The 24467-nt window shown below is 58.4% G+C and carries 24 protein-coding genes and 1 tRNA gene; 17 read left to right on the top strand and 8 right to left on the bottom strand.

Annotated features, from left to right (window positions below; all coding sequences use genetic code 11):
* Positions 1-109: 109 nt before the first annotated feature.
* The 5 genes from C1725_RS01215 to C1725_RS01195 form a co-directional block, all read right to left on the bottom strand.
* On the bottom strand, positions 110-1255 hold the full coding sequence (locus tag C1725_RS01215; protein WP_102409870.1) for an alpha/beta fold hydrolase: 1146 nt from the start codon (positions 1253-1255) through the stop codon (positions 110-112).
* Between the two features lie 12 nt (positions 1256-1267).
* Positions 1268-1684: a hypothetical protein gene (locus C1725_RS01210; RefSeq protein ID WP_102409869.1), complete on the bottom strand. Its 417-nt coding sequence runs from the start codon at positions 1682-1684 to the stop codon at positions 1268-1270.
* The gene (locus tag C1725_RS01205; RefSeq protein ID WP_102409868.1) at positions 1678-1884 is read right to left on the bottom strand and encodes a helix-turn-helix domain-containing protein; all 207 of its coding nucleotides are present in this window, start codon (positions 1882-1884) and stop codon (positions 1678-1680) included. Before C1725_RS01205 ends, C1725_RS01210 begins: the two co-directional genes overlap by 7 nt.
* Positions 1885-2025: 141 nt before the next feature.
* Entirely contained in the window at positions 2026-3363 is a 1338-nt protein-coding gene (gene gdhA, locus C1725_RS01200; protein ID WP_102409867.1) for an NADP-specific glutamate dehydrogenase, read from the bottom strand.
* A gap of 237 nt (positions 3364-3600) precedes the next feature.
* Positions 3601-4572, bottom strand: a complete 972-nt coding sequence (locus C1725_RS01195) for a type I phosphomannose isomerase catalytic subunit (protein WP_346026216.1) — start codon at positions 4570-4572, stop codon at positions 3601-3603.
* 237 nt (positions 4573-4809) lie between these two features.
* On the opposite strand from C1725_RS01195, the gene mtrB reads away from it, so the two are divergent.
* From mtrB to rlmD, 5 genes are all read left to right on the top strand, one after another.
* Positions 4810-5052, top strand: a complete 243-nt coding sequence (gene mtrB, locus C1725_RS01190; RefSeq protein WP_102409865.1) for a trp RNA-binding attenuation protein MtrB — start codon at positions 4810-4812, stop codon at positions 5050-5052.
* A gap of 14 nt (positions 5053-5066) precedes the next feature.
* Positions 5067-5264 (top strand): hypothetical protein, encoded by a 198-nt coding sequence (locus C1725_RS01185; RefSeq protein WP_102409864.1) that lies wholly within the window; start codon positions 5067-5069, stop codon positions 5262-5264.
* Positions 5265-5300: 36 nt separating this feature from the next.
* Entirely contained in the window at positions 5301-6350 is a 1050-nt protein-coding gene (locus C1725_RS01180; protein ID WP_102409863.1) for an ATP-dependent 6-phosphofructokinase, read from the top strand.
* Between the two features lie 114 nt (positions 6351-6464).
* Positions 6465-6929 carry an NUDIX domain-containing protein gene (locus tag C1725_RS01175; RefSeq protein ID WP_102409862.1) on the top strand — a complete coding sequence of 155 codons (465 nt, stop codon included), beginning with the start codon at positions 6465-6467 and terminating at the stop codon, positions 6927-6929.
* 12 nt (positions 6930-6941) lie between these two features.
* The gene (gene rlmD / locus C1725_RS01170; protein ID WP_102409861.1) at positions 6942-8309 is read left to right on the top strand and encodes a 23S rRNA (uracil(1939)-C(5))-methyltransferase RlmD; all 1368 of its coding nucleotides are present in this window, start codon (positions 6942-6944) and stop codon (positions 8307-8309) included.
* 417 nt (positions 8310-8726) lie between these two features.
* Here rlmD and C1725_RS01165 read toward each other — a convergent pair whose 3' ends face one another.
* Positions 8727-10193 carry a purple acid phosphatase family protein gene (locus C1725_RS01165; RefSeq protein ID WP_346026215.1) on the bottom strand — a complete coding sequence of 489 codons (1467 nt, stop codon included), beginning with the start codon at positions 10191-10193 and terminating at the stop codon, positions 8727-8729.
* A gap of 190 nt (positions 10194-10383) precedes the next feature.
* Positions 10384-10472 (bottom strand) — tRNA-Ser (locus C1725_RS01160).
* Between the two features lie 352 nt (positions 10473-10824).
* Here C1725_RS01160 and dnaN point away from each other — a divergent pair.
* A complete protein-coding gene (gene dnaN, locus C1725_RS01155) occupies positions 10825-11934 on the top strand; it encodes a DNA polymerase III subunit beta (RefSeq protein WP_102409859.1) in 1110 nt (369 codons plus the stop codon).
* 4 nt (positions 11935-11938) lie between these two features.
* Positions 11939-13039, top strand: a complete 1101-nt coding sequence (gene recF / locus C1725_RS01150) for a DNA replication/repair protein RecF (protein WP_102409858.1) — start codon at positions 11939-11941, stop codon at positions 13037-13039.
* 28 nt (positions 13040-13067) lie between these two features.
* On the opposite strand, the gene C1725_RS01145 is transcribed toward recF, so the two are convergent.
* Complete coding sequence (locus C1725_RS01145) at positions 13068-14405, bottom strand: CCA tRNA nucleotidyltransferase (protein WP_346026214.1); 1338 nt, start codon at positions 14403-14405, stop codon at positions 13068-13070.
* 181 nt (positions 14406-14586) lie between these two features.
* On the opposite strand from C1725_RS01145, the gene C1725_RS01140 reads away from it, so the two are divergent.
* From C1725_RS01140 to C1725_RS01100, 10 genes are all read left to right on the top strand, one after another.
* Positions 14587-14826, top strand: coding sequence for a YkuS family protein (locus C1725_RS01140; protein ID WP_102409856.1), 240 nt, complete (start codon positions 14587-14589; stop codon positions 14824-14826).
* Positions 14827-14939: 113 nt separating this feature from the next.
* Positions 14940-16040, top strand: coding sequence for a DUF5711 family protein (locus tag C1725_RS01135; protein ID WP_102409855.1), 1101 nt, complete (start codon positions 14940-14942; stop codon positions 16038-16040).
* Positions 16041-16091: 51 nt separating this feature from the next.
* Positions 16092-16799, top strand: a complete 708-nt coding sequence (locus C1725_RS01130) for a CvpA family protein (protein WP_102409854.1) — start codon at positions 16092-16094, stop codon at positions 16797-16799.
* A 132-nt stretch (positions 16800-16931) separates the two neighbouring features.
* Positions 16932-17969: a hypothetical protein gene (locus C1725_RS01125; RefSeq protein WP_102409853.1), complete on the top strand. Its 1038-nt coding sequence runs from the start codon at positions 16932-16934 to the stop codon at positions 17967-17969.
* A gap of 223 nt (positions 17970-18192) precedes the next feature.
* Positions 18193-18360: a hypothetical protein gene (locus tag C1725_RS19105; RefSeq protein WP_346026213.1), complete on the top strand. Its 168-nt coding sequence runs from the start codon at positions 18193-18195 to the stop codon at positions 18358-18360.
* The gene (locus C1725_RS01120) at positions 18357-19370 is read left to right on the top strand and encodes an NAD-dependent epimerase/dehydratase family protein (RefSeq protein ID WP_102409852.1); all 1014 of its coding nucleotides are present in this window, start codon (positions 18357-18359) and stop codon (positions 19368-19370) included. Before C1725_RS19105 ends, C1725_RS01120 begins: the two co-directional genes overlap by 4 nt.
* A gap of 19 nt (positions 19371-19389) precedes the next feature.
* The gene (locus C1725_RS01115) at positions 19390-20430 is read left to right on the top strand and encodes a M20/M25/M40 family metallo-hydrolase (RefSeq protein ID WP_102409851.1); all 1041 of its coding nucleotides are present in this window, start codon (positions 19390-19392) and stop codon (positions 20428-20430) included.
* A complete protein-coding gene (locus C1725_RS01110) occupies positions 20421-21458 on the top strand; it encodes a M20/M25/M40 family metallo-hydrolase (RefSeq protein ID WP_102409850.1) in 1038 nt (345 codons plus the stop codon). The genes C1725_RS01115 and C1725_RS01110 overlap by 10 nt, the downstream gene beginning before the upstream one ends.
* Before the next feature lie 34 nt (positions 21459-21492).
* Positions 21493-22482 carry a M20/M25/M40 family metallo-hydrolase gene (locus C1725_RS01105; RefSeq protein WP_102409849.1) on the top strand — a complete coding sequence of 330 codons (990 nt, stop codon included), beginning with the start codon at positions 21493-21495 and terminating at the stop codon, positions 22480-22482.
* A gap of 70 nt (positions 22483-22552) precedes the next feature.
* On the top strand, positions 22553-24466 hold the full coding sequence (locus tag C1725_RS01100) for a hypothetical protein (RefSeq protein ID WP_102409848.1): 1914 nt from the start codon (positions 22553-22555) through the stop codon (positions 24464-24466).
* Position 24467 lies beyond the last annotated feature (1 nt).

The following is a 24467-nucleotide window of genomic DNA, read 5'->3' as shown; positions in this document are numbered from 1 at the left end:
AAAAAAGCCCTCTCCATTTCCATGCAAAACGCCGTTCCAGGACGAAAAGTCCCGGAACGGCGTTCTTAATCTCAGGCTTCATCGTATGAAGTACCCGCGCGCTTTGTAATCACAGCGTTTCGCATACCGCGAAGATGTCCTGAAAGCCCTGCGGCAATTCGCCCGACACCACGTACTGCGCGTAGTTCAGGTCGTGATCCGCGCCCGGATAGATGTGAACCGTCAGGTTTTCCTTGCCAAGCGATTGGAACGTCTCCTGCACGTCCAGCACGCCCTGCACGTCCACGTTCGCGTCACAATCGCCGTGGAAGATGTGAATCGGAAGGTCGAGCGTCGGCAGCACCTCGCTGTTCGGCGAAAGCTTGCGATGGTCGGCGAACCACGCCCCGGTCAGGTGCACGGAATAATTCTGCGCCAGCCACTCGTCGTCCCCCCGCTCGATGGCGTCGAAGAGCGCCTCACGGCTGGGCTTCAGCAGGATCGAAAAATCCGCTGCAGTCAGCTTTCCGTCCTGATCTGCGTCCACGTCGCTGAAAGCGGCGCCGCCCAGGACTGCCGACACACCATATCGGTCTTCTTCAAACTCCTCCTTCGATACGGCCCCATCGCCGTCGTAATCAAAATACTGACGGTAAAAGACCATGCTGGAGCCGCCCGTCTGCTGCCAGTTCAGCACGTCCTCCATGCGCTCGTTCATGTAGCCCGCCAGCAGCAGCCCGTCTACGGGCACCTGTTCCCGCTGGGCGACCAGAGGCGCGATGGCTGTGCCCTCGCTCCAACCGAGCAAATAAACCCTGGCGTCCTTCAGGCGCGCGTCCGCCTTGAGCGCGGTGACCGCCGATTCGACATCCCGCACCGTATTGGAGGGGATGTACGTCTTATAGGCCTCCTCATCGATCTCCGCGTAAAGCGGAGGCGTCTCGCCCGGCGTCACGCCGCGCGTGCTCATCCGAAAAAAAGCGATGCCCCGCTGCGTCAGCTGCTCGGCAAACACGTCGTAGTAGTTAAACTCGATCTCGCCCATCAGACGATGGTTGTCGTAGGTGTTCGGGCCGGAGCCGTTTACGAACAAAACGAGCTTGTCTGCCGAACCCGATGCGGGAAGGTCGAGCTTTCCCTGCAGCGCATAGCCGTCGTAGGCCTCAATCTCCATCAGCTCGGTCACGCGCGCCTCCTGCGCCATCTCCGCCTGCGCCGACGCGAGCGATATTCCCAGCAGCATCGACAGCAGAAGCACGGATAACATTCTTTTCATTGAATTTCCCCCTCATAATGTCTTATCAAGGCGCCTGCAAAGCAGCACCGTCATCAGGTGGTACACGCAGAAGACGCCCACGCAAAGGCCTGTCAGCCACAGGGGTGCGTCCTGCCAGATCAGCACATAGGCGATTCCCATCACGAGCCAGCAGACGATGTCCCCCGCCTTTGCCTTGGCGCGCTCGCGGATCATGACGCTGCGCTCGTCCGCGTATTCGATGTGTTCCCGACGCGTCTGCTCCGGATGCCGCCTTTCCTCCCGCTTGAAAAAAAGGCTTACGCCGCTGCCTGCGGAGAGACTGACGCCCGCTGCCAGCAGCACGGCCTCCACACCCTTCGCGACCGCGCCGCGCAGGAAGAAAAACGCGCACATCAGCGCGAGCCCCGCGGTGAGTCCCGCCACGTAATAAGACGTTTTCTTCAACATGTTCCTTCCTCCTCATACAGAAATATTTCCTCGATCGGCTTGTCGAAGTAGCGCGCGATGCGGAATGCCAGCAGAATCGACGGGTTGTATCGGCCGTTCTCCAGCGAACTGATCGTCTGGCGCGACACCTCCAGCGCAGCCGCCAGCTCCTCCTGACGGACCCCCTTTTCTTTCCTGATTTGCTCTACGCAGTTCTTCATCTGCTCCCTCCTTTTATGTAAAGTTTGCTTTACATTACTTGCATCATAGCAGCATCGCGACGAAATGTCAAGCGTACTTTACGTCAAATACAAAAAACCGGTCCTTCCGAAGAAGGACCGGCTGAACTGCGCGCCCTGTGCTCAGACGACGCCCTGTGCCATCATCGCTTCGGCCACCTTCATGAAGCCCGCGATGTTTGCGCCCATGACGTAATTGCCGGGCATGCCGTACTCCTTGGCGGCGTTGTCCGCCATGTGAAAGATACGGACCATGATGCCCTTCAGCTTTGCGTCTACCTCATCAAACGTCCAGGAGAGACGCTGGCTGTTCTGGCTCATTTCAAGTGCGCTCGTCGCGACGCCGCCCGCGTTTGCCGCCTTGCCCGGCGCGAACAGAACGCCCGCCTGCCGCAGGGCATCCGTCGCTTCGATGGTGGTGGGCATGTTTGCGCCCTCTCCCACGGCGACAACGCCGTTCGCGATCAGCGCCTTCGCGCCCTCCAGATCCAGCTCGTTCTGCGTCGCGCAGGGCAGCGCAATCTGGCAGGGAACCGTCCAGATGCCGCGGCAGCCCTCGACATAGCGCGCATCCTTCTTTTCCTGAACGTATTCGCGGATACGGCCGCGCCGCACCTCCTTGATTTCCTTTATGAGCGCGAGATCCACACCCTTGTCGTCGTAGATGTAGCCGTTGGAATCGCTCATCGCGACGACCTTGCCGCCCATCGCGGAAATCTTCTCCGCCGCGTAGATCGCTACGTTGCCGGAGCCGGAGACGACGACCGTCTTGCCCGCCACCTCGTGACCGTTTTCGCGCAGCATCTCCTCCACCAGGTAACACAGGCCGAAGCCCGTCGCCTCCTTGCGCGCGAGCGATCCGCCGTAGGTGAGCCCCTTGCCCGTGAGCACGCCCTCGTATCTGCCGGTAATGCGCTTGTACTGGCCGTACAGGTAGCCGATCTCCCGCGCGCCCGTACCGATGTCGCCCGCGGGCACATCCACGTCCGCGCCGATATGACGGTACAGCTCCGTCATAAAGCTCTGGCAGAAAGCCATGACCTCGCGGTCGCTCTTGCCCTTGGGATCGAAGTCGCTGCCGCCCTTGCCGCCGCCAATAGGCAGGCCGGTCAGGGAATTTTTGAGTACCTGCTCAAAGCCGAGGAACTTGATGACGCCCAGGTTGACCGAGGGATGCAGGCGGAGGCCGCCCTTGTAGGGGCCGATCGCGCTGTTGAACTGCACGCGGTAGCCGCGGTTGACCTGCACCCTGCCCGCGTCGTCCACCCACGGCACGCGGAACATCACCACGCGCTCCGGCTCGACAAAGCGCTCGAGCAGCCCCGCCGCCTCGAACTCAGGATGGCGTTCAAAAACGGGCGCGAGGGATTCAAGGATTTCCGTAGCAGCCTGGTGAAATTCCGGCTCGCCGGGGTTGCGGCGCTTCAGCGTTTCCAGGACGCCCTGTACATAGGTGGACATGATGAATCGCTCCCTTCATGATGCAGGTCCAATGAAAAGGCGCGGCCGCAAGGCCGCGCCCAGACAGGCATTATCCTTTGCCATTGCTCTTTCCGCTTCAGTATACAACAGCAAAGGCAAAAATGCAAACAGAAAATCCTAATTGTGCAATTTTTTCTCATATCCTGCATTTTGTAACCCGAATCTGCATATGATTCTGCGTTTTTTCTCGTTTTCCGTCTTTTTCAGAAAATAGGCTTATGCATTTTCCATCCTGCCCGGATAGGAAAGCATAAGATCGCCCTCGCATTCCAGCTTGATGCGCCCTGCGCTGGCCGGGATAAAGACGCTGTCGCCCGCCTTGAATTTGATCGTGCAGCCTTCCTCCGTGAGGTACCCGTCGCAAAGCGCCGTCAGCAGGCGGAATCGCTTTGGCATGACCTCAAGGGGCATGCTTCCCTTGACGCTCAGGCGCTCGAGCACGAAGTTTTTGTCCTCGATATAACGAACGCGCGTGCCGCCCATGGCGCGCAGGCGTTCGCCCTTGCAGGGCTCCAGGTGCAGGAAAACGTCCGTCACGTCCAACCCTTTTTTGACGTGCAGCTCCCGCGGGTTGCCGTCCTTGTCGAGCCTTCCCCAGTCCCAGAAGCGATAGGTCACGTCGCTGGATTGCTGAATTTCCAGGAGGAGAATGTCCTCGCCGATAGCGTGCACCATGCCGGCGGGGATGTACACCACGTCGCCCGGGCGCACGTTCAGATAGCGCAGGCAGTCCTCCACCGCCTTGCCGCCCTCCTCGCACGCTGCGGCGAGGTCCTCCTTCGTGACGCCCTCGCGGATGCCGTAGACGATCTGCGCATCCTCCTTGCAGCTTAAAATCACCCACGCCTCCGTCTTTCCGAGCTTTCCTCCCTCGTTTGTGCGCGCGTAGTCGTCGCCCGGGTGTACCTGTACGGAAAGGCGCTCCCGCGCGCTGATGAGCTTGAGCAGCAGCGGAAACTCCTCTCCCACCTCCGTCCCGCGCGCGTCCTCGCCTCCCTGTGCGAGTACCTGCGAAAGCGTTCTGCCGTCCGGGGTGCGGCTCTCCAGGCCGGGAAGCACGGATACCTCCAGGCTCTCGCCCGTGCGCTCGTTTGGAATGTCCTTGCCAAATACGTCCCTGAGAGCGCTGCCGCCCCAGGGCGTCATCGCGCCGAAGCGATAGGCCGGCGTCATCTTAATCGGATGCATGAAAAGACCCCCTTCTGCTTTTGTCTTTTTTCTTATGATACCTTCTTTAAGGCCGCATTGCAAGATTGGTCTTTCGCGCATTCATCTATTGGCGCCGGAATTTGTTTAAAAGGATGAAAAAACGGCGAAGCATGCGGGGCACAATCACGAATCGAAAGAAAAACTGTGGCACCATAAACAAACACATGCTATAATAAAAATGGTGGACTTGGCTTTTCATGACGGGGGGTGTTTCATTTGCAAGGCGATTTAAACGAAAGTGCCGTCTGCGGGGACTTCATCGTCGTCAAAGCGCTTGAAAACGGCGTCACCATCATCGGTATGACGCGCGGACGCGACACGCGTCTGCATCACACCGAACGGCTCGACGCGGGCGAAGTCATGGTCGCGCAGTTTACCGACAATACATCGGCCGTCAAGGTTCGCGGCAAGGCGGAGATTCTCACCCGCCACGGCTGTATCCGCTCCGGCCTGGATTGACGGGAGGCGTTCATATGTGGGTCGTCATTCACATGATTAAGGGCAAGGAAGCAGCCGACCGAATCAGCGACAGACTCAAGGACGAAAATATTTTCGTGCGCATGCGCCCCGTTTACAAAGCCATGCCGCCAGAGGAAAACTATTTTGAGCTTCAGGTTCTCAAGTCCGAGCTGCAAGAAGCCCGGGAGATTCTCATGGAGCTTGGGTTGTAATGAAAAAATGACTAAATTGAGAAAGAGGCATCGTCTATGCGTCGAATTGGCGTCCTGACCTCCGGCGGCGACTCGCCGGGAATGAACGCTGCGGTCATGTCCATCGCCCGCAGCGCGTCTTACTACGGCATCACCCTGATTGGTGTCAAGCGGGGCTATAACGGCCTGCTGTGCAAGAGCCAGCGTATTGAAGACGACATGGTCGAACTCGACCTGGATACGGTGCTGGACATCGCGGATCAGCCCGGCACCTACCTGCGCACGGCGCGATGCGTCGAGTTCAAGCAGCCAGAGGTACGCGCGCACGCGGTGGCAAACCTACACGAGATGGGCGTCGAAGGACTCGTGGTCATCGGCGGCGACGGCAGCTATCAGGGCGCGATGCGTCTGAGCGAGCTAGGCATTCCCACCATCGGCATTCCCGGCACGATCGACAACGACCTCGCGTACACCGAAATGACGCTCGGCTACGACACCGCCGTCAACTCCTGCGTGTCCGACATCCGCGCGATCCGCGCGACCAGCCGCTCGCACGACCGTCCTGCGGTCATCGAGGTCATGGGCCGCCACTGCGGAGACATCGCGCTCAAATCCGCGGCCTCCACCGGTGCGGAAATCGTCGTGGTGCCGGAGGTGCCGTGGTCGATCGATCAGGTGGCGGACCGTCTCAACGCGCTCATCGCACGCGGCAACAACCGCGTCTCCGTCGTGGTGGCGGAGGGCGCCTGGGATTCCATGGAGCCCTTCGACGTCTACGGCTTCCTGACCAGCCACGGCAAGCAGTGCTACCCGGGCGAAGGTATCTCGTCCCTGCGGCTGGCCTCCATCCTCAAGCGCAAGTGCGGCATGGTCGAGGCGCGCGCTACGGTGCTGGGCTACACCCAGCGCGGCCAGCAGCCCTCCGCCTACGACTCGTCCTTCGCGTTCGAGGCGGGCAACCTGGCCGTCAAGCTGCTGAACAACGGCATCAGCAATCAGGTGCTCGGCATCAAGGACGGGCGCATCTTCCATATGCCCATCGCGGAAGCGCTTCGCTGCAAGCGTCCGTTCAATATGGAGCTGTACAATCTCGTCAACAGCCTGTAAGAAAGGCCTATCAAGCCCTCCGCGCGAGCGGACGGGCCTTTTTTTGATCGCTTGACAAAAGAATGAAAGTATACTACCGTAGGATAAAAAGAAACCTGAAACGGAGAGGATTCCATGTCCATACGCTGCGCTGCCAAGGCGCTCGTCATCAGCGAAGGCAGGGTTCTGTTGAATCGCTGTCAGGATCCGGAGGGCCATGTTTATTATGACCTGCCCGGCGGCGGCCAGCAGCCCTACGAAACCATGGAGGACGCCGTCAAACGCGAAGTGCTCGAAGAGACGGGCTATCCCATTGCAATCGATCGTTTCGCGGCGCTTGCAGAAGAAATCTACGAAGACGACGCACTTCGCAAGCAATTCCCCGATTATACGCACAGAATTTATCACGTTTTTCTTGCGCATCTGCTCGATTCTCCCAGACGTGACCCGACAGAAACAGACCGGAACCAGAAAGCGAGCGAGTGGCACACGCTGGAGGAAGCCTCTTCCCTGCCCGTCCTCTATCCCCGCGGCATCGGAACCCTGCTGTCCGGCGTGCCAGAAGTCCCCGTGTATCTCGGTACCTGCTTTATCGAATAAAGGAGTGTTTCAATGCCGACGCCGCTTCATAAAAATCAGCTGCTCGACCTGACCGTGGAGGGCTATGGCATGGATGCCCAAGGCGTCTGCCGCGCCGACGGGTTTACGGTGTTTGTGCCCGGCGCGATAGACGGAGAACGGGTACGCGTGCGCATTGTCAAGGTCGAACGCCGCTATGCCTTTGGGCGCGTGGAAGAAGTCCTCTCGCCTTCTCCCGCGCGCGCAGAGCCTCCTTGCCCCATTTACCGCCGCTGCGGGGGCTGCGCCGCACAGCACATGCGCTATGAGGAAACCCTTCTTTACAAGCAGCGCCAGGTGCAGGATTGCCTTTCCCGCATCGGCGGACTTTCTATCGAAGTCCCCCCTGTTCTGGGCATGGAGGATCCCTGGCATTACCGCAACAAGGGCGCTTACCCTGTCGGGGGCACTTCCTCCGCTCCCCGGATCGGGTTCTTTGCGCCGCGCAGCCATGATCTCGTCGATTTACCGCAGATGGGCTGCGCCATTCAGCGCGGGGAGGCCAATGCCGCTGTCGGAGCTGTAAAGGAATGGATGAAAAAAAGCGGCGCGGAGCCCTACGATGAAACTTTGCATAAGGGACTCGTCCGCCACGTCATGGCACGCGTCGCCCGCACAGGGGAAACGATGGTGGTGCTCGCGGTAAACGGCGAAGGCGTGCCCCATCCCGATGCGCTCGTAAAGGCGCTTCAAGAGGCCGTTCCCACGCTCACGGGCGTAATGCTCAGCGTCAACACAGCGCGAACGAACGTCATCCTCGGAAAGCGCCTCGTCACGCTCTGGGGGGCAGATTCGATGATCGACACGCTCTGCGGCCTGCGCTTTCGCGTGTCTCCCCTCTCCTTCTTCCAGGTCAATCCCGATCAGACGGAAAAGCTTTACGGCCTCGCGCTCGAATTTGCGGAACTCACGGGCTCTCAGACCGTGGTGGACGCCTACTGCGGCGCGGGCACGATTTCGCTGCTGCTCGCCCGCGCAGCCAGGCGCGTCATCGGCATCGAGATCGTGCCGGAGGCCATCGCGGACGCGAAGGAAAACGCCGCGCGAAACGGCATTGAAAACGCGGATTTCCTCGTGGGCGCGTCGGAGGAGGTGCTTCCGCGCCTCGTAAGGGAGGGACTTACCCCGGACGTGGTCGTCGTCGATCCGCCGCGCAAGGGCTGCGAAGAGGCGGTTCTGCGCGCTATCGCCGAGTCCGCTCCCCGCCGCGTGGTCTACGTGTCCTGCAACCCCGCCACGCTCGCGCGCGACGCAGGCTTGCTGTCCTCCCTCGGTTACGACCCCACTCGCATCCAGTGCGTGGACATGTTCTGCTGGACGGGCGCGGTCGAAAGCGTGATGTGCTTTGAGCGCAGAATCTAAGCGCGTATACGCCGATGATACGCATATGCAGATAAAAAAGCCCGAAGGACGGCGCACCGGCGGAAAAGCTGCCTGTACGCGGTCCTTTTCATTTTCATCAGCCTTTTTGAAAACCTTTCTCTTCACCGTGCGTGAGACGCTCTCCGATTTCTTCAAATTGGTTAGCTTGTATTTTTCCATATTCGCCTTATCCTCCCGAAGAGGCACGCCCCCCGCTGCGCCTTGCTGCAATTCTTCAGCCAATCGCACGTCAGCAAGCTCTGTGCAACATCCGCACTCAGTTTCACCTGCATCTTTCTCTTCATCCTTAAATCAACGCATTAAACCTCGCGCTTTCTGGTTCCTGCTATGCAAAATTACCGGCAGCCCCGTCAGGAGCCGCCGGCGATTGCGCTGCGCAGAAATTGGAATCTTTTTTTATTCAGCCTCCGCGATGGTGAAGTTGTCGATCACGCGGCCGATATAACCGATGCCGTTGTCTTCCACGCTGGCCTGGATGCCGCGTGCGGTGACGCCCTCATCGCCTACATGTACCAGCATGTAGGAGCGGAAATTATTTTCCTCCACCACCGGCAGGTTGCCGGAAAAATGGTAGGCATCTCCGGTTCCACGGTAATTGTTTCCGATTGAGGCCGCTTCGATGTAGTTGACGCCGTTAATCTGATACCGCTCGTATACGTGGCTATGGCCAAAGTTCACCGCGTCTACACCGTAGGTCTCGTAAATCGGGCGCAGCACATCCCAACAGTAGTCCCCATCGGGATAGATTGCCTTGGTGGAATCCTTAGGATCCGCAATCGCCTGAGAAACCGGGAAGTAACCGTCCTCGCCGCGATTGAGCATATGCCAATGCATGACGGTCCACTTGTACTTTGCATCAGTATTCTTCAAGTCGTCAACCAGCCACTGGACCTGTGCGCTGTCGGGAGAAATATCATCCTTCGTGATCCAGCCAGGGAACTCAAAGCCATCCCAGGACTGCCAACGACTCACAGAAATCGAGCTGATGTGCAGGTCGCCGTAGTCAGCGCTGTACCATCGGGTGCCGTTCACGGTATAATCCTGTTCCGGATAGAGTGGACGGAAGATCTGCATGTAGATGGCCCAGCTCCACATATCGTCATTCTGCGCCATCTCCTTGTCGGTGAACACGCGCTGGTCGTCCACCTCATGGTTGCCGGGGCAAGGGAAGATGGGCATATACTGTGCCAGATGGCAGTTGTCGCTGGTTTGCTGAAGGCATCCAAAGAAGGTACGGTCAGATTCACCCTCGGCCTGAAAGCATCCCTCGACGTTGAACCATTCGCCGGCCTTCCACGGGGTGTTGCACATATCGCCCGCGAAAATCAGGAAGTCCTTGTTTTCCTGTCCCAACAGCTTCAGGGTTTCCTTAGTCTTGACCTTGAGCTGCATGTCGCTGAGCAGCGCATAGTCGAAATCGCCGCCTTTTTCAGGCGCAGTTTTGAAATAGTAGCGCTCGCCTTGCTGCACAACGCCGTCGCAGGTAGTCGTGACGCGATAGTAGTAAATCGTCCCGGGCTTGAGGCCTTCAAGCTTGCCGATAAGTTGGTAGACGGGAAGCGCGGGGTTTTTCTTCGGGTCGTCGTCATAGCCTTCCGCCGTCGCAGAGGTGCGGAAACCTTTGATTTCAAAGGCCTCTGCGGTAACGCTGCTGCCCATCGCCGGAGTCGGTCCGTATTCTATGGTTCCTTCACAGGGCGACTTCGTCAACCAAAGAATGTTCATCTCATGAGACGGATTCAGGCTGACCATGTAGGGCTCGGTATAGGTGAGCGCTTCCACCGCAGAGCCGGCAGAAGCGCTCGCGCAGAGCAGACAAAGCATTGCCAGAAGCGCGAGAAGCATCAGGATCGTTTTTTTCATAGTACTACATTCCTCCCTTTCTTCATTCCGAAAGAAGCGTAGCACAGGGATGTTTAAGGCATTTGTCATTTTCCATAAATATACGTAAAATATCAAAAGGGCAGAATGATTCTTGTTCGCAGCCGGTCATTCCTATCCCTTGAACAAAAAAAATCATCACCCGGTTTTCAACAAAAACCAAGTGATGATCTGGCGGAGCGGGTGGGATTCGAACCCACGGAGAGTTGCCCCTCAACTGATTTCGAGTCAGTCCCGTTATGACCACTTCGATACCGCTCCATGCACAACGCCTATTATTATAGGCGGTTCGTTTCAACCTGTCAAGCGCCGGAAACATTTTTTCAACAATTGCGGCACTTCCGGCAGGTTTTCCCGGTCCTTTCCGCGAATAAATGAAAGTGGACTATTTTTGCACAAACGCAGGGCCTGCGTTCTAGAAAAATTGTGTCCGGCATAGACTGTAAAGCAGTTTTGGCTCCTCCTTGTGGAGAATCCATCCTGTTTTCCACAGGTTCGTCCGTCCCGATTTTTCGAGCATATCCGTCATATTCTCCTGTTTTCCACAGTTTCCAATCCCCTACGATTACTACGGATATATATACTGCTACTACACCCGGAAGGAGTTTTTACGATGCGTTTCAACTGCCAAGTTTCCGACCTTATGACCGCCCTTTCTACGGTGAGCCGCGCGCTGGCTGTCCGCTCCACTCTGCAGGTCCTGGAAGGTGTCCTCATCGAATCCTGCCCAGAGGGTCTCAAGCTCACCTGCACGGACCTCGCGTTGGGCATCGAAACGTCCATCGCCGCGGAAATCAGCGAGGATGGACGCGTGGTGCTGCCCGGCAGACTCTTCAGCGAAATCGTGCGCAAGCTGCCCGGCGGTTCGGTCGAAATCTCGGTAAACGACCGTTACGCGGCGACCATCCGCTGCCAGTCCTCCCGCACTACGCTGGCGGGACTCAATCCCGTCGAATATCCGGAGCTCCCGCAGGTAGAGGGTGGAAGCCGCGTCTCTATCGCGCAAAAGACGCTGAAGGACATGGTTCAGAAGACCTGCTTCGCCATCGCGACGGACGAGACGCGCCCGATCCTCACCGGCTGTCTGATGGAGATCAGCGAACAGGAGGTTCGCATGGTGGCGCTGGACGGCTTCCGCCTGGCAATGCGCCGTGCGGATCTCGCCCAGCCGGTGGAGCAGCCCGTGCAGGCGGTCGTCGGCGGCAAGATGCTCTCCGAGCTCGCCAAGGTGCTCGCGGACGAGGAGGAGCCGGTGGAACTCAACATCGGCCGCACGCATCTTTCGGCGGACATGGGCAGCACGCGCGTAGTCACCCGCCTGCTCGAGGGCGAATACATCCGCTATCGCCAGATTCTGCCGACGGAATGGCAGACGCGCATTCAGGTCAAATGCGAGGATCTGGGCAACTCTATCGACCGCGCGAGCCTGATTGCCCGCGAGGGAAAGAACAACCTCGTTCGCTTCCACATCGAGGGCGACACGCTGACGCTCACCTCCAACGCGGAGCTGGGCGACGTGCAGGAGCAGATGAACATCCTGACCGAAGGAAAGGACATGGACATCGCCTTTAACGTGCGTTACATCTCGGACGTGCTCAAGGTGCTCGGCGAAGAGAGCGTGTGTATGCGCTTCAACTCGAACGTCAGTCCCTGCGTCATCTGCCCGCCGGAGGGCGAGGATTACCTCTATCTGGTGCTCCCGGTGCGCGTCTTCGCGTCCTAAGACCATGAAAGCGACGAAGATCAGGCTTCAAAACTTTCGAAACTATGCGCGCGCCGAGCTCTTGCCCGACGCGCGCATGACCGTCTTGACGGGACAAAATGCCCAGGGAAAGACCAACGTGCTCGAAGCACTGCATCTTTGCTGCCTCGGGCGCTCACACCGCACGCCGCACGACCGCGATCTCATCCGATGGGGAGAAGGCACGGCTTTCGTCGGCGTGGAGGTTTCCCACCTCGACGGCACGCACGACGTTTCCGTCACCCTATCGCGCGAGGATCGCAGGCGAAAGATCGTACGCGTGGGCGGCACGCAGGTGGCACGTATCGGTGAACTGATGGGCCACGTGAACGGCGTGCTGTTCGCGCCGGAGGATTTGTCCATCGTCAAGGACGGCCCCTCCGAGCGCAGGCGGTTCATCGACATGGAGCTATCCCAGCTCCGTCCGGCCTATTTTTATGCCCTTCAGCGCTATGTACGCGCGCTCAATCAGCGCAATAACCTGCTGCGCGAAATCCAGCGGCGCCCTTCTGCGCAGGGAACGCTGGACGCGTGGGACGAACAGCTTTCTCTCGCGGGGGCGGAGGTCATCCGCCATCGCCGCGAATACGTTGAAAAGCTGAAGAAAGCCGCCGGCGAGTGCCATCGGGCGATCGCGGGCGGCGTGGAAGCGCTCGAAGTGACGTATATGACGCAGGTGAAGGAGGAATCGGACCTCGTCCAAGCGATGATGGCCCGTTTGAAAGCGGCGCGTCCGGAGGACGTACGCCGCGCAACCACCACCGTGGGACCACATCGGGACGACCTGAAGCTCTCCATCTCCGGCAAGGAGGTGCGCGTCTTCGGTTCGCAGGGGCAGCAGCGGACGGTCGTGCTTTCGCTCAAGCTCGCAGAACTCTCCGTTATCGAGCAGGAGCGCGGTGAAACGCCCATTTTGATGCTCGACGACGTGATGAGCGAGCTCGATCCGCGCCGCAGGCAGCAGCTCATCGAGCGTATCGACCGCGTGCAGACCATCGTGACGTGCACGGATCTGTCTGACCTCGCGGGCGCGCCGAAGGGGGCCGTCTACCGCGTGGAAGCGGGCAGCCTTTTCCGGGAATCATGAGGACTTTTTCCATATTGCGCGTACGGATTCAGTTATTCTGAGGAATTTGATTCCTCAGATATTTTTTTGCGAAAAGAAGCAGCTTTTCCCGCTCGTTTTCGCTGGGATCATCCACGCAATGTACGCGCAGCGCCTCCAGAAGAGGGGTCATGATCCGTCTGTCCTTTCCCTCTAGCAGCGGCAGCAGGTCGTTTCCATTCACGCGCAGCGCCCGCACGTCCATAGGCGCGTTTTCGCGCTCCAATGCGGCGAGCGTGGAGAAAACCGCGCGGGCTTCCTGTGGACGATTGCGCGCAAGAAGGATGCAGGCGAGCGCTGTTCCTTGTGTATAACCCATTTGGGCCAGCTTTTGTCGCAAAGAAGAGTTATCCACAGTATCCCAAAGGTTTTCCACAAAAATAGCCGTTTTTCGCACAATTTCTGTGGAGAACCTGAGGGAAACCAGGGCGTTTTTCAAAATTTCGGGATTCGTTCTGCCAAAAAACGCCGCGCAGCGGAGGGCCAAAACGTTGGTATTTTCCCCAAAAGCGCCCAAAAAGGAGTCGGCGCCGTCCTTGGCGGCGATTGTGAAAACTGCATTTGTGGAAAACAGATTTGCGAGTGCCAAAACTGTGTCGGCGTCGCGCACACAGTCGCTGAAAAAAGCGCGGAAAGCGCCGGTTTGCTCTAGCAGAGAAAGTCCTCTTCCCACGCTCGCCTCCACGCCTCCGGGCAGCGAAGGATAGCGCAGATCGGAAAGGAGGATCTTTTCCCATTCCTCCCGAATCCGTTCGGGGGCGATGTCCATCAGAAGGGGCGCATATTCCTTTGCACACTGAAGCAGACCTTCATCGACCGAAAAGCGGAGCTGCGCGGCAAAGCGCGCCATGCGCAGAATACGGAGGCCGTCGTCCCGAAGGACGAGCGCCGGGTCGTCCGTCACCGTGCGCAGACACCGCTTTTCAATATCCGTAAGTCCGCCCGTAGGGTCGAGAAGTTCTCCGCTGACGAGATTCCTGTATAGCGCGTTGACGCGGAAGTCGCGTCGCAGCGCGTCTATCTCGATACGGTCGGTGAACTGAACGCTGTCCGGCCGGTGACCGCAGCGGTAGGAATCGTGTCGGAACGTCGTGTACTCGGCCATATACCGTTTTCCATGACGCTCAAAATGAATTTCCACCGTTCCGAAGTGGACAGCGCGCGGCACGACGCGCATACCGCTTCCTTCAAAAAGCGAAATTACCTGTTCGGGCCTCGCGGGGCCGCAGATGTCCAGATCCGACGCGGGCAGGCCGAGCAGTTCGTTGCGCACGCTGCCTCCGACCAGGTAAACCGGAAAACCCGCCGCGAAAAACCTCGCCGCTATGGGCTGTAAGCGCTCTTGCATGGCCATCCTCCTGTCGTTTTTGATCATTATAGATGGGGCGTCCTGTAGATGCAAGTTTTTTCACCGGATTTTCGTTTGGTACACGAGAGCCCTACATAAGATGCTTCCGAATTGTGCACGATATAGGGGAATCTTCACGCTTAGGCGTGGAAAACAGGAAACGGTAAAGCGAGGAAAGCACATGAAGGTAGCGTATCAGCCGGGACTGGAAGCGATGGCGGGCAGTCTTTCAGGCATGGGCTTTGAAATGGCGCCTGCGGGAAGCGGACAGGAGATGGACGCGGTCATCTTTACCGGAGGCATGGAAGGGCTGCGATTTCGCCCCAGCGTGCGAGGGGCTTTTCTGCTCAATGTGCGCGGCATGTCGCCCGCGCAGGCAGCGCAGGCGCTCAGGCGCAGGAGCCAGACACAGCTGTTTTAAAAAGTTTCAGGGGTTGGAGGAAAAGGCAAAGAGCGCAAAGAATTACAATAACGGATGGTTATGCCCTATGCTGCATATCAGACCACTGAATCAATCGGAGGATGAGATCCGCCATGCAAAGGAAAAAGAATTCTATCCCGCCGGTCGTGGTGCTTGGCGCCGTGGTGGCGGTAATCGTGCTCATCGCGTTGCTCGTTTGGTCCGTCGGCAGCGGTTCCTCGACCGAGACGACGGGGCGCGCTGTGCGGTTGGGTGCGCTATCGACCCAGGAGGTTACGCCCTTCGGGGAAAACATCCTCTATTACGACGGAACGATGCTGCAATGCGTCAGCGATTCGGGCAGTACCCGCTGGAACTTCCAGGTGGGCGCTAACGCGGGCTTCAGCACGGGTTCCGGCCGCGTGGTCGCCTGGTCGGCTAACCAGATTTATGCGCTCAACGACAGAGGGCAGAACACGTATAACAACAAGATGGCCAGCGAGATTCAGTTCGCACGCATCGGCAAGGACTACATCGCGGCATTCGTCGGCATGAGCGACAACGGCACGGTCTACGTCATTGACAAGGACGGCGCAAGCGTCGACGCGATCTCCGTGGCGGATCAGACGCTTCTGGATATGGGCTTTTTCACGATGAGCGACGGCGAGTATCTCTGGATACTGGGCATCGATACGAGCGGAACGGTCATCTCGACCATTTTGCAGACGTATCAGCCCGGCAGGCTCGTGCTCGGCAACGCGACGCTCGGAGAACAGCTGGTGTACGACATCTACTATACCGACAAGCTGTACGTCGTGGATACGCGCAAGATCCGCGCATATGACTACCGCATTACGCGGGATCAGAACGTAAGCGATGTGCTGATCTACGGCTGGTATTTGCAGGACATGCGCAAGGTCGGAAAGAACACGTATCAGCTCTTCATTCCGGCCCCTTCGGGCGAAGGGTCGATGAATATCACGAGCCTGCGGCTCATGGCCGGCGCGACGGACAAGGTGCTGCATCTGCCGGCGGAATGTATCGGCGCCTATCTGGGCACGAAGGGCGTTTACGCGTTTTCCGGAACGCACGTGTACAGCTGCCGGTACGGGGAGCAGACGTTCACGGCTTACACGATGCCTGTGCAGGTTACCAAGGTCCTGGGCATGCTGCAAAGCGACAAGGTAATCGTCGCGTCGGGGTCGGATACATACGTCATATCGCTGCCCAAATGACGAATCACAGCGCACAAAACGAGAAGAGATCAAAGGAGACGGGGTGGAAAATTGAACATCGTCGATTACATCATCATCGCGATACTGGGGATCAGTATCATCATGGGCATGTACCGCGGATTTATCAGCGGGGTGTTGAGCCTCATATCGTTGCTGGGAGCGCTCTTTATCGCGTACCTGACCTATCCGCAGCTCGCGGAGGTGCTGCAAAACAACGAGGCGCTCATTCGGACGCTCGTGCACTACACGGACGCTGGATCGCGCATCAAGGACATCGACCTTGCGATGACGCCCATCACGGGCATTTCGCAGGATACGCTCGGCGAGATCCTGTCTCGTGCGAACCTTCCTGAAATTTTTCAGCAGTTTGTGCAGAGCAACATCAGCGGTCAGGTTTTTTCCGCCGCAGGCAGCGCGAATATCTCCGAGTACCTCAACCAGACGATCATCGCGGTGTCGCTCAACATCATCTGCTTTCTCATCTGCTTTTTGCTCGCTTACATCGTGCTGACGATGCTCTCCAACCTCATCGGTTACGTATTCCGCCTGCCGGTGCTGCGCCATCTGGACGCGCTGATGGGCGGCGTGTTCGGCGGCGTCCGCGGCATCTTCCTCGTCTTCGTGCTCTTCGCGCTGGTACCGATCATCCTGACGGTCTCCCCTATCGAACAGGTCGGGCAGATGATCGAACAGTCGAAACTTGCGGGGTACTTTTATAAGACCAATCTGATTGCGACGATCATGCGGGGGTACATTTAAGTAAGATATAACAAAGAAACGGTATAGTTTTAAAGGAAGCAGGTATGCTTCCTTTAAAACTATACGGGATCTGAAAAGCAAAGCTCTGAATGATATTTGTATGAAATATATCATAAAAAAGAGGGAAGTAAATTGAAAAAGAAGATCACGATGGGGATTGGCGCGATGCTGTTGATTCTGTTTATAGGACATACAACAGGATTTGCCATGTCATTTTCAGAGCTGTATCGGGATTCGGGAATAAAGGCTTTTTTAAAAACCGGCGAAATTTTGTTTGAGTGCCAGAACAAGACAGATCAAACTTCGGGATTGATTTGTACAGCGGCGGATGGTCAAATTTTTTGGAAAGTGGAAATTCCTCGAGCGTTATACGGTGACGCAAAGCTGGGACTATCTGGCGATGACATAGCCTATGTTTACAGAACGGAAGAAGGTTTATTTGTTAACCGATATTCCAGGGCAGGCTCCCTTCTTGCAGCATATGAGCTTCCGCAGGATGCGGGAATGTATATTCTGGTGAATGGAAATGTGTATTTTATCAGCGAAAGGAGAATCCAATACTATGATGCGAAAGGCCAAGTGATACAAATTCAGACGGAGAAGGATGGACGATATAAGTCGCTATACGAGGCAGAAGGAAATGGCTTGGACATCATCGTTCACGTATCGGTAGAAGGAGAAAAAACAGACGAACATGAGCTGATTGCTTTTGATTCAAACCATCAGAAACGGTGGACGTATTCCTTAACAGATTATGACGTCCTGACATCAGGCAGAATACGTCTTGCTGTTTCACCTGATGGCTGTACAAGCTTTGCGATATTTACCCAAGAAAACAATGCGCTTGATGTTACCGCATTAGATGACCATGGAACTGTGATGTGGACAAGAGAAATAACACTTTCTTTGGGGAAAGGTTGCTTTATTTCTCACATAAATAGAGACGCCGATGGTACGACTTGGATTTGGGGAGCGACTCGGACAAGCTTTTCTAATTTCAACAGCTGGAAAATAGTCATCGATTCAGAAGGCAATCTTGTTGAAAGGGCGATATATCCGAAATGGATTGATTTTATTTCGTATATTGATGGTGCCACCTATGGAGTCGAAGATCCCTTTAGAGTTCCTGCACTTAGCAAGGAAGAAGAGATCGATTGGATCATTCAATAGAAACGTACACAAAATAAGGGAAAGCTGCGTGTTTTCCTGAAAGGGTCAGGATGCTCCTAATAAAGAAAACGAAGGGCTGCAAACGTTTTGCGGCCTTTTTCCATTTGCAGCTTCATTTTATGTGTATTTTCCCTGCGAATGGACGTAGCGGTGAAATGGATGACATTTTACCGGAAGACATGCTATAATAAAAACAATTCGCGCTGCAAAGTGAGGAGCATATATGGAAGTTTACTACTACCGCTGCCCGGTTTGCGGGTATGTATACCAGGTGCCCGCCTATTGGATGGGCTTTGCGGCAGGACCGGAGACGGACTATCCGCACATCGACCTGAAAACGGGCGAGGTGTGCGAAAACACGACGCTTTTCTATGTGGAGGTGGAAGCATGAAAGCATTGTTTATCGGCGGAACAGGGACGATCAGCACGGAGGTATCGCGCCTGGCCGTGGAGCGCGGGTGGGAGCTCACGCTGCTCAACCGCGGAAACCATGTTCTGCCCAAAGGCGCCCGCTCGCTCGTACTGGATATTTCGGACGAACAGGCTGTGAAGAAAGCGCTGGCGGGCGAGCGCTTCGACGTCGTCGCGGATTTCATCGTCTTTGACGAGGAGCAGACGCGGCGCGACATCCGGCTGTTCTCCGGAATGACGAACCAGTACTTCTTCATCAGCTCCGCTTCGGCCTATCAAAAGCCGCCGCGGGATTACGTGATCACGGAATCGACGCCGCTTTGCAACCCGTACTGGGAATACTCCCGGAAGAAAGCGGCCTGTGAAAACGTGCTGATGGAGGCGTACCGCGCGGAAGGCTTCCCGGTCACCGTCATCCGGCCCAGCCATACGTATTGCGAGCGCTCCATTACCGTGCCGGTGCACGGTGAAAAGGGCAGTTACCCGGTGCTTCGCCGCATGCTGGCCGGTAAACCCGTGATCGTTCCGGGCGACGGGACGAGCCTTTGGACGCTGACGCATGCGTCCGATTTTGCCAAGGCTTTTGTGGGGCTCATGGGGCACCACAAGGCGATCGGCGAGGCGTTTACCATTACCTCGGACGAGCAGCTCACCTGGAACCAGATCCTTCAATGCACCGCGCGGACGATGGGCGTGAAGGCGAATCTCTATCACGTCGCTTCGGACTTCCTTATCGCCTGCCGTCCGGACCTTGAAGGGCCGCTTCTGGGCGACAAGGCGAACTCCGTCGTGTTCGACTGCTCGAAGCTGAAGCGCCTGGTGCCGGACTTCATATGCACTACGCCGTTTGACATCGGAGTAGAAAAGGCGTGGAATTACATCCAGACGCACCCGGAATGCCAGGTGGAGGATCCGGCGTTCGACAGCTGGTGCGACCGGGTAATCGAGGCGCAGGAAGCGGGCAAAAGAGCTTTTTTACAGGAAGCATGAAAATAAAGGAGATGATCTTTTGAACCTCACGGAGTTTTTGACACGCGCGACGACGCGCTCGGGCCTGCCGGGCAACGAGCAGGAGGTCGCGGCTTTCATGCAGGAGGCCTTTGCGCCTTACTGCGCGCAGACGCGCGTAGACGGATTGCAGAACATGATCGCCCATCTGCCCGGAGCGGGCGGGCCGAAAATCTACGTCTGCGCGCATCTGGACGAGATCGGCCTGATCGTGACGGGCATCGAAGACGACGGATGCCTGCGCTTTTCACAGATGGGCGGCGTGGACCCGCGCATCCTGCCCGCGAGCGAGGTGACCGTCCTGTGCGACGAGCCGCTGCACGGGGTGATCGGCGCAAAGCCGCCGCATATTTTGAGCGAGGCCGACCGCAGGAAGAACTACAAGCGCGAAGATTTGTACATTGACGTGGGCTATAGCGCAGAGGAAGTGCGCCGCCGCGTTTCCATCGGGAATCGCGTGCAGCTTAGCGGCAGATTCACGCAGCTTGCGGGCGATTACGCGGCCAGCAAGACGCTGGATGACCGCGCCTGCTGCGCCATACTTTGGCTTTGCGCACAGGAGCTTCAGCGCATGGAGCACAAGGCGGACGTTTATCTGGTCTGCTCCTCGCAGGAGGAGGTCGGTTCGCGCGGCGCGAAGACGAGCGTCTACGCGGTCGATCCGGACCTTGCGATCGCCATAGACGTGACGCACGCGGACATGCCCGACTGCAAGGCGGACGAGACGCACCACATCGACAAGGCGGCGTTCACCTGCGGCCCGAACATTCATCCGAAGATGCTCGCAGAAGTGCTCAGGGTGGCGAAGGAGATTAACGTGGAAACGGAGGTCTCTGCCTGTTCAGGCGACACTTGGACGGACGCGTGGGAGCTGCAGGTTTCCCGCGCGGGCGTACCGACGGTGTTGATGGAGCTGCCGCTCAGGTACATGCACACCACCGTGGAGACGATTTCACTGAGGACGCTGCGGGAGCAGGCGAGGCTTCTGGCCGCCTACATCGCTTCCCTTGACGAAAACTGGGAGGACAAGATATGCTTCTGAAAGAACTGACGGATCTGTTCGGCGTCACGGGCCACGAGGACGCGGTGCGCGCATACGTAAAGGCGGCGGCACAGCCCCTTTGCGACGCGGTGACCTGCGACACGATGGGCAGCGTTTATGCCTTCAAAAAAGGCAAAAACCCGAACCTGCCGCATGTAATGCTGGCGGCGCACATGGACGAGGTTGGATTTATCATCAAGGGCGCGACGGACAAGGGACTGCTTCGCTTTGACTGCGCGGGCGGCATCGACGCGCGCGTGATCGTGAGCAAGCGGGTGCTGGTCGGCGACGGCCACGTACCCGGCGTGATCGGCGCCAAGGCGATTCATCTGCAAAGCGCCGCCGATATGCAGAAGGTGCTCGGGTATGACAAGCTCTACATCGACGTGGGAGCGAAGACGAAGGAAGAGGCCCTGAAGCTCTGCCCCGTCGGCGCCTATGCGATGTTCGACAGCGAATACGTGGAGTTCGGGGACGAGCTCGTAAAGGCCAAGGCGCTGGACGACCGCGTCGGCTGCTTGGCGCTGCTGCGCGCGCTGAAGGAAAGCGCGTACGAGGGCGACATGACCTGTGCGTTTACGGTGCAGGAGGAGGTCGGCCTGCGCGGCGCAGAGGTAGCCGGATACCGCGTAAAGCCCGATCTGGCAATCGTGCTGGAGGGAACGACGAGCAACGACCTGGGAGACGTGCCCGACCACATGAAGGTGACGCGCGTGGGCAAGGGCGTGGCGATCAGCTTTATGGACCGAACCTCCATTGCGCACAAAGGGCTCGTGCGCTTCGCCACAGGCGTGGCGGACAGGTGCGGCATCGCCTGGCAATACAAGCAGTTTCTGTCCGGCGGCAACGACGCGGGCGCGATCCATCAGTCCCGCGGCGGCGTGCCCTGCGTGACGTTCTCGGTTCCCTGCCGCTACATCCATTCCCCCGCGTCTGTGGCCTCGCTTCGGGACATTCGCGCGCAGCAGGAGCTCGTGCTCAGCTGCCTTGCAGCGATGAACACGGAGTGCCCGGTGCAAAAGCAATAAATCAAAAAAACATTGAAACCAGGGAGGCAGATTCATGATAAAGGATACGCTTTTAAAGCTGCTCGCCGTGCACGGCGCGACGGGTCACGAGGAAAAGATCGCGGCGGTGATCGCGGACATGCTGCGCCCTTACGCGGACAGCGTAGAGACGGACGCACTGGGCAACCTGATCGTGCGCAAAAACGGCGCGGGCAAGCGCGTGATGCTGGCGGCGCACATGGATCACATCGGCTTTATCGCCACCGACGCGGACAAGGAAGGCTTCGTGCGCGTGTATAACGTGGGCGGCATCGACGTGTCGGTGTCCCTCGGCCAGCACGTCGTGTTTGAAAACGGCGTGAAGGGCGTCATCGGCGCGGAGGAAGACATCGAGGGCGCGCCCAAGATGCAGCACCTGTACGTGGACATCGGCGCTACCTCGCGCGAGGAGGCGCTCTCGAAGGTCGCCATCGGCGACGTGGCGGTTTACGCGCCGGTGGTGTCGGAGCTGGGCGATGTGCGGCTCGCTTCCCCCGCCATGGACGACCGCGCGGGCTGCGCGGTGCTGGCGGAGGCCTTCATGCAGATGAAGGAGACGAAAAACGAGGTCGTCGCGGTCTTTACGGTGCAGGAAGAGGTCGGCCTGCGCGGCGCGCGCACGGCGGCCTACACCGTCGATCCCGACTACGCCATCGCGCTGGACGTGACCACGACCGGCGACGTGCCGGAGGCAAAGCCCAAGATGGCGGTGAAGCTCGGCGCGGGCGCGGCGATCAAGGTCATGGACCGATCGGTCATCTGCGCGCCCGCGGTGCGCGACCGTCTGGTGAAGCTCTCCAAGGAACAGAACATCCCCTATCAGATGGAGGTGCTCACGGCGGGCGGCACGGATTCCGGCGCGATTCACCAGACGCGCGGCGGCGTGCCCTCCGGTGTCATCTCGATTCCCTGCCGCTACGTGCACTCCGCCGCGGAGACGATCGACCTTGGCGACATGGAGGCGGCGGTTCAGATGCTCGTAGGGTACGTGAACGAAGCGCTGTAATTTATCCGAAAACAAGGCTGGATGCCCGCCCATCCGACGCCGGAAGGGACGCGAAAAGGGAGGATTCTAAATGCTTGCGGCAGCCTATCTTCTGCTTTACCTCGCTTGCGGCGTCGCCATTACGCACTTTCAGTTTCCGCGCAAGAGCCCGGTGATGCGCGTATGGATGGGCCTGTGCCTGGGGCTTTTGCTGCTGATGTGGATGCCGGCGCTGCCGGCGTTCGCGGTGCGCTTTTCCAGGCTCGCGCACGTTCTGGCGCTGCTGCCGCTCGGCGGCATCACTGCAGGCGCGTTCTATTTGAGGGATGAACGCCCCGCGCGGCGCATGGAGCAGGACGACTTCGACCTGCTCTTCACCGCGCTGATGGTCGCCGTGCCGCTGACGGTGCTGGGCGGCTACCTGCAATCTACGCACGTCCTGCGCCCGGCGGCGGACGGCTCGCTGCACGGCGGGCAGTCCACCTACGGCGACCTGTGCCTGCACCTGGGCATCGCGACCAGCCTGCGCGACGCGGCGTTCCCCCCCACCTATTCGATCCTGCCGGGCGCGACGCTCAGCTATCCCTTCCTCACGGATTCCATGAGCACCTCCATGATGCTGATGGGTATGAACCTGCGCGCGGCGATCGTCGTGCCGGGAACCCTGATGATGGGGCTGGTGTTCTTCGGGTTCGTGCTGCTCTGCCGCGAGGTCGTCGGCAACCGGCGCGGGGTGCTCATCCTGGCGGCGGCGCTCTTCTTTTTGAACGGCGGCTTCGGCTTTCTTTACGACGTGGACATGGCTTTTAAGGATCCCTCCCGTTTTATGGAGATCTTCACCGGCTACTACAAGACGCCCGCAAACCAGCCGGAGTTCAACCTGCGCTGGTCGAACGTCATCGTGGACATGCTCGTTCCGCAGCGCACGCTGCTCGGCGGCTGGACGGTGCTGATTCCGGCGCTTCTGCTGCTTTGCTGGGCGGTGAAGGACAGGAGCGTGCGCGCTTTCACGGTGCTGGGACTCGTCGCGGGCGCCATGCCGCTCGTCCACACGCATTCGTTCCTCGCGCTGGGGCTTTTCAGCGCGGGCTTCCTGCTCTTCTCCCTCGCGCGCTCGGACAGGAAGGCGCGCGCTGACCTTTTGAAGGGCATCGCGCTGTACTTCGTGATCACCATGGCGCTGGCGCTGCCGCAGCTCGTCGGCAATGCCTTCAAGCAGACGCTGGAGGGCGGCTCTCTGCGCGTGCAGTTCAACTGGGTCAACAACAGCCAGAACCGCGGATTGATCGACGAATACTTCTTCTTTTGGATCAAGAACGTCGGTCCCGCGTTCATCCTTTTCCTCTGCGTGCTGCTGGAGGGCGACCGGCGCGGCCATGCGGGCGTGCTTGCGGGTGCGATGACGATCTTCGTCGTGGCGGAGCTTTTGCTCTTCCAGCCCAACGAGTACGACAACAACAAGCTGTTTTACGTGTTTTACATGTTCGCCGCTGCGCTCGCGGCGGATTATGCCTCCGTGCTCTTTTTGCGCATGAAGGGCCTGCGCGGACGCTACGTGCTCGCTGGTCTCTTCGTGCTGTGTTCCGTGCTCTCCGGCGGCCTCAGCATCGCGCGCGAGGCGGTGAGCGACTATCAGCTCTTCGACCCCGCGGCGGTGGAGGCGGCGGAGTTCATCGAGGAGGAGACGGAGCCGCACGCGGTCTTCATGACCGGCACGCAGCACTTGAACCCCGCCTCTGCGCTGGCGGGGCGGAACATCGTCTGCGGTTCGGACCTGTACCTCTTCTTCCACGGACTCAGCTATCAGGAAAACAGCCTGGACTGCCAGCGCTTTTATCAGGATCCGGAGAACAATTTGGACGTGCTTCAAAAATACGGGGTCTCCTACATCTACCTGAGCGATTACGAGATGTCGGAGATGAATCCCGACGTGGAGGCGTTGAACCGCCTGTTTGAAAAGGTGTATGAAAAGGACTGGATCACGATTTACGCGGTAGGAGAATGAC

This window comes from Beduinella massiliensis, assembly GCF_900199405.1.
In the GTDB taxonomy this organism is placed as follows: domain Bacteria; phylum Bacillota; class Clostridia; order Christensenellales; family Aristaeellaceae; genus Beduinella; species Beduinella massiliensis.
This window is presented reverse-complemented; position numbering and strand designations above follow the sequence as displayed.

Excerpts from the sequence above, each read along its gene's own strand:
- C1725_RS01215 (WP_102409870.1), bottom strand. The coding sequence starts at position 1,255 with ATGAAAAGAATGTTATCCGTGCTTCTGCTGTCGATGCTGCTGGGAATA.
- C1725_RS01135 (WP_102409855.1), top strand. The coding sequence starts at position 14,940 with ATGCAAAGGAAAAAGAATTCTATCCCGCCGGTCGTGGTGCTTGGCGCC.
- rlmD (WP_102409861.1), top strand. The coding sequence starts at position 6,942 with ATGCCGACGCCGCTTCATAAAAATCAGCTGCTCGACCTGACCGTGGAG.
- dnaN (WP_102409859.1), top strand. The coding sequence starts at position 10,825 with ATGCGTTTCAACTGCCAAGTTTCCGACCTTATGACCGCCCTTTCTACG.
- C1725_RS19105 (WP_346026213.1), top strand. The coding sequence starts at position 18,193 with ATGGAAGTTTACTACTACCGCTGCCCGGTTTGCGGGTATGTATACCAG.
- gdhA (WP_102409867.1), bottom strand. The coding sequence starts at position 3,363 with ATGTCCACCTATGTACAGGGCGTCCTGGAAACGCTGAAGCGCCGCAAC.
- C1725_RS01140 (WP_102409856.1), top strand. The coding sequence starts at position 14,587 with ATGAAGGTAGCGTATCAGCCGGGACTGGAAGCGATGGCGGGCAGTCTT.
- C1725_RS01185 (WP_102409864.1), top strand. The coding sequence starts at position 5,067 with ATGTGGGTCGTCATTCACATGATTAAGGGCAAGGAAGCAGCCGACCGA.
- C1725_RS01145 (WP_346026214.1), bottom strand. The coding sequence starts at position 14,405 with ATGCAAGAGCGCTTACAGCCCATAGCGGCGAGGTTTTTCGCGGCGGGT.
- C1725_RS01205 (WP_102409868.1), bottom strand. The coding sequence starts at position 1,884 with ATGAAGAACTGCGTAGAGCAAATCAGGAAAGAAAAGGGGGTCCGTCAG.
- C1725_RS01100 (WP_102409848.1), top strand. The coding sequence starts at position 22,553 with ATGCTTGCGGCAGCCTATCTTCTGCTTTACCTCGCTTGCGGCGTCGCC.
- C1725_RS01110 (WP_102409850.1), top strand. The coding sequence starts at position 20,421 with ATGCTTCTGAAAGAACTGACGGATCTGTTCGGCGTCACGGGCCACGAG.
- C1725_RS01120 (WP_102409852.1), top strand. The coding sequence starts at position 18,357 with ATGAAAGCATTGTTTATCGGCGGAACAGGGACGATCAGCACGGAGGTA.
- C1725_RS01165 (WP_346026215.1), bottom strand. The coding sequence starts at position 10,193 with ATGAAAAAAACGATCCTGATGCTTCTCGCGCTTCTGGCAATGCTTTGT.
- C1725_RS01180 (WP_102409863.1), top strand. The coding sequence starts at position 5,301 with ATGCGTCGAATTGGCGTCCTGACCTCCGGCGGCGACTCGCCGGGAATG.
- C1725_RS01175 (WP_102409862.1), top strand. The coding sequence starts at position 6,465 with ATGTCCATACGCTGCGCTGCCAAGGCGCTCGTCATCAGCGAAGGCAGG.
- recF (WP_102409858.1), top strand. The coding sequence starts at position 11,939 with ATGAAAGCGACGAAGATCAGGCTTCAAAACTTTCGAAACTATGCGCGC.
- C1725_RS01195 (WP_346026216.1), bottom strand. The coding sequence starts at position 4,572 with ATGCATCCGATTAAGATGACGCCGGCCTATCGCTTCGGCGCGATGACG.
- C1725_RS01210 (WP_102409869.1), bottom strand. The coding sequence starts at position 1,684 with ATGTTGAAGAAAACGTCTTATTACGTGGCGGGACTCACCGCGGGGCTC.
- C1725_RS01105 (WP_102409849.1), top strand. The coding sequence starts at position 21,493 with ATGATAAAGGATACGCTTTTAAAGCTGCTCGCCGTGCACGGCGCGACG.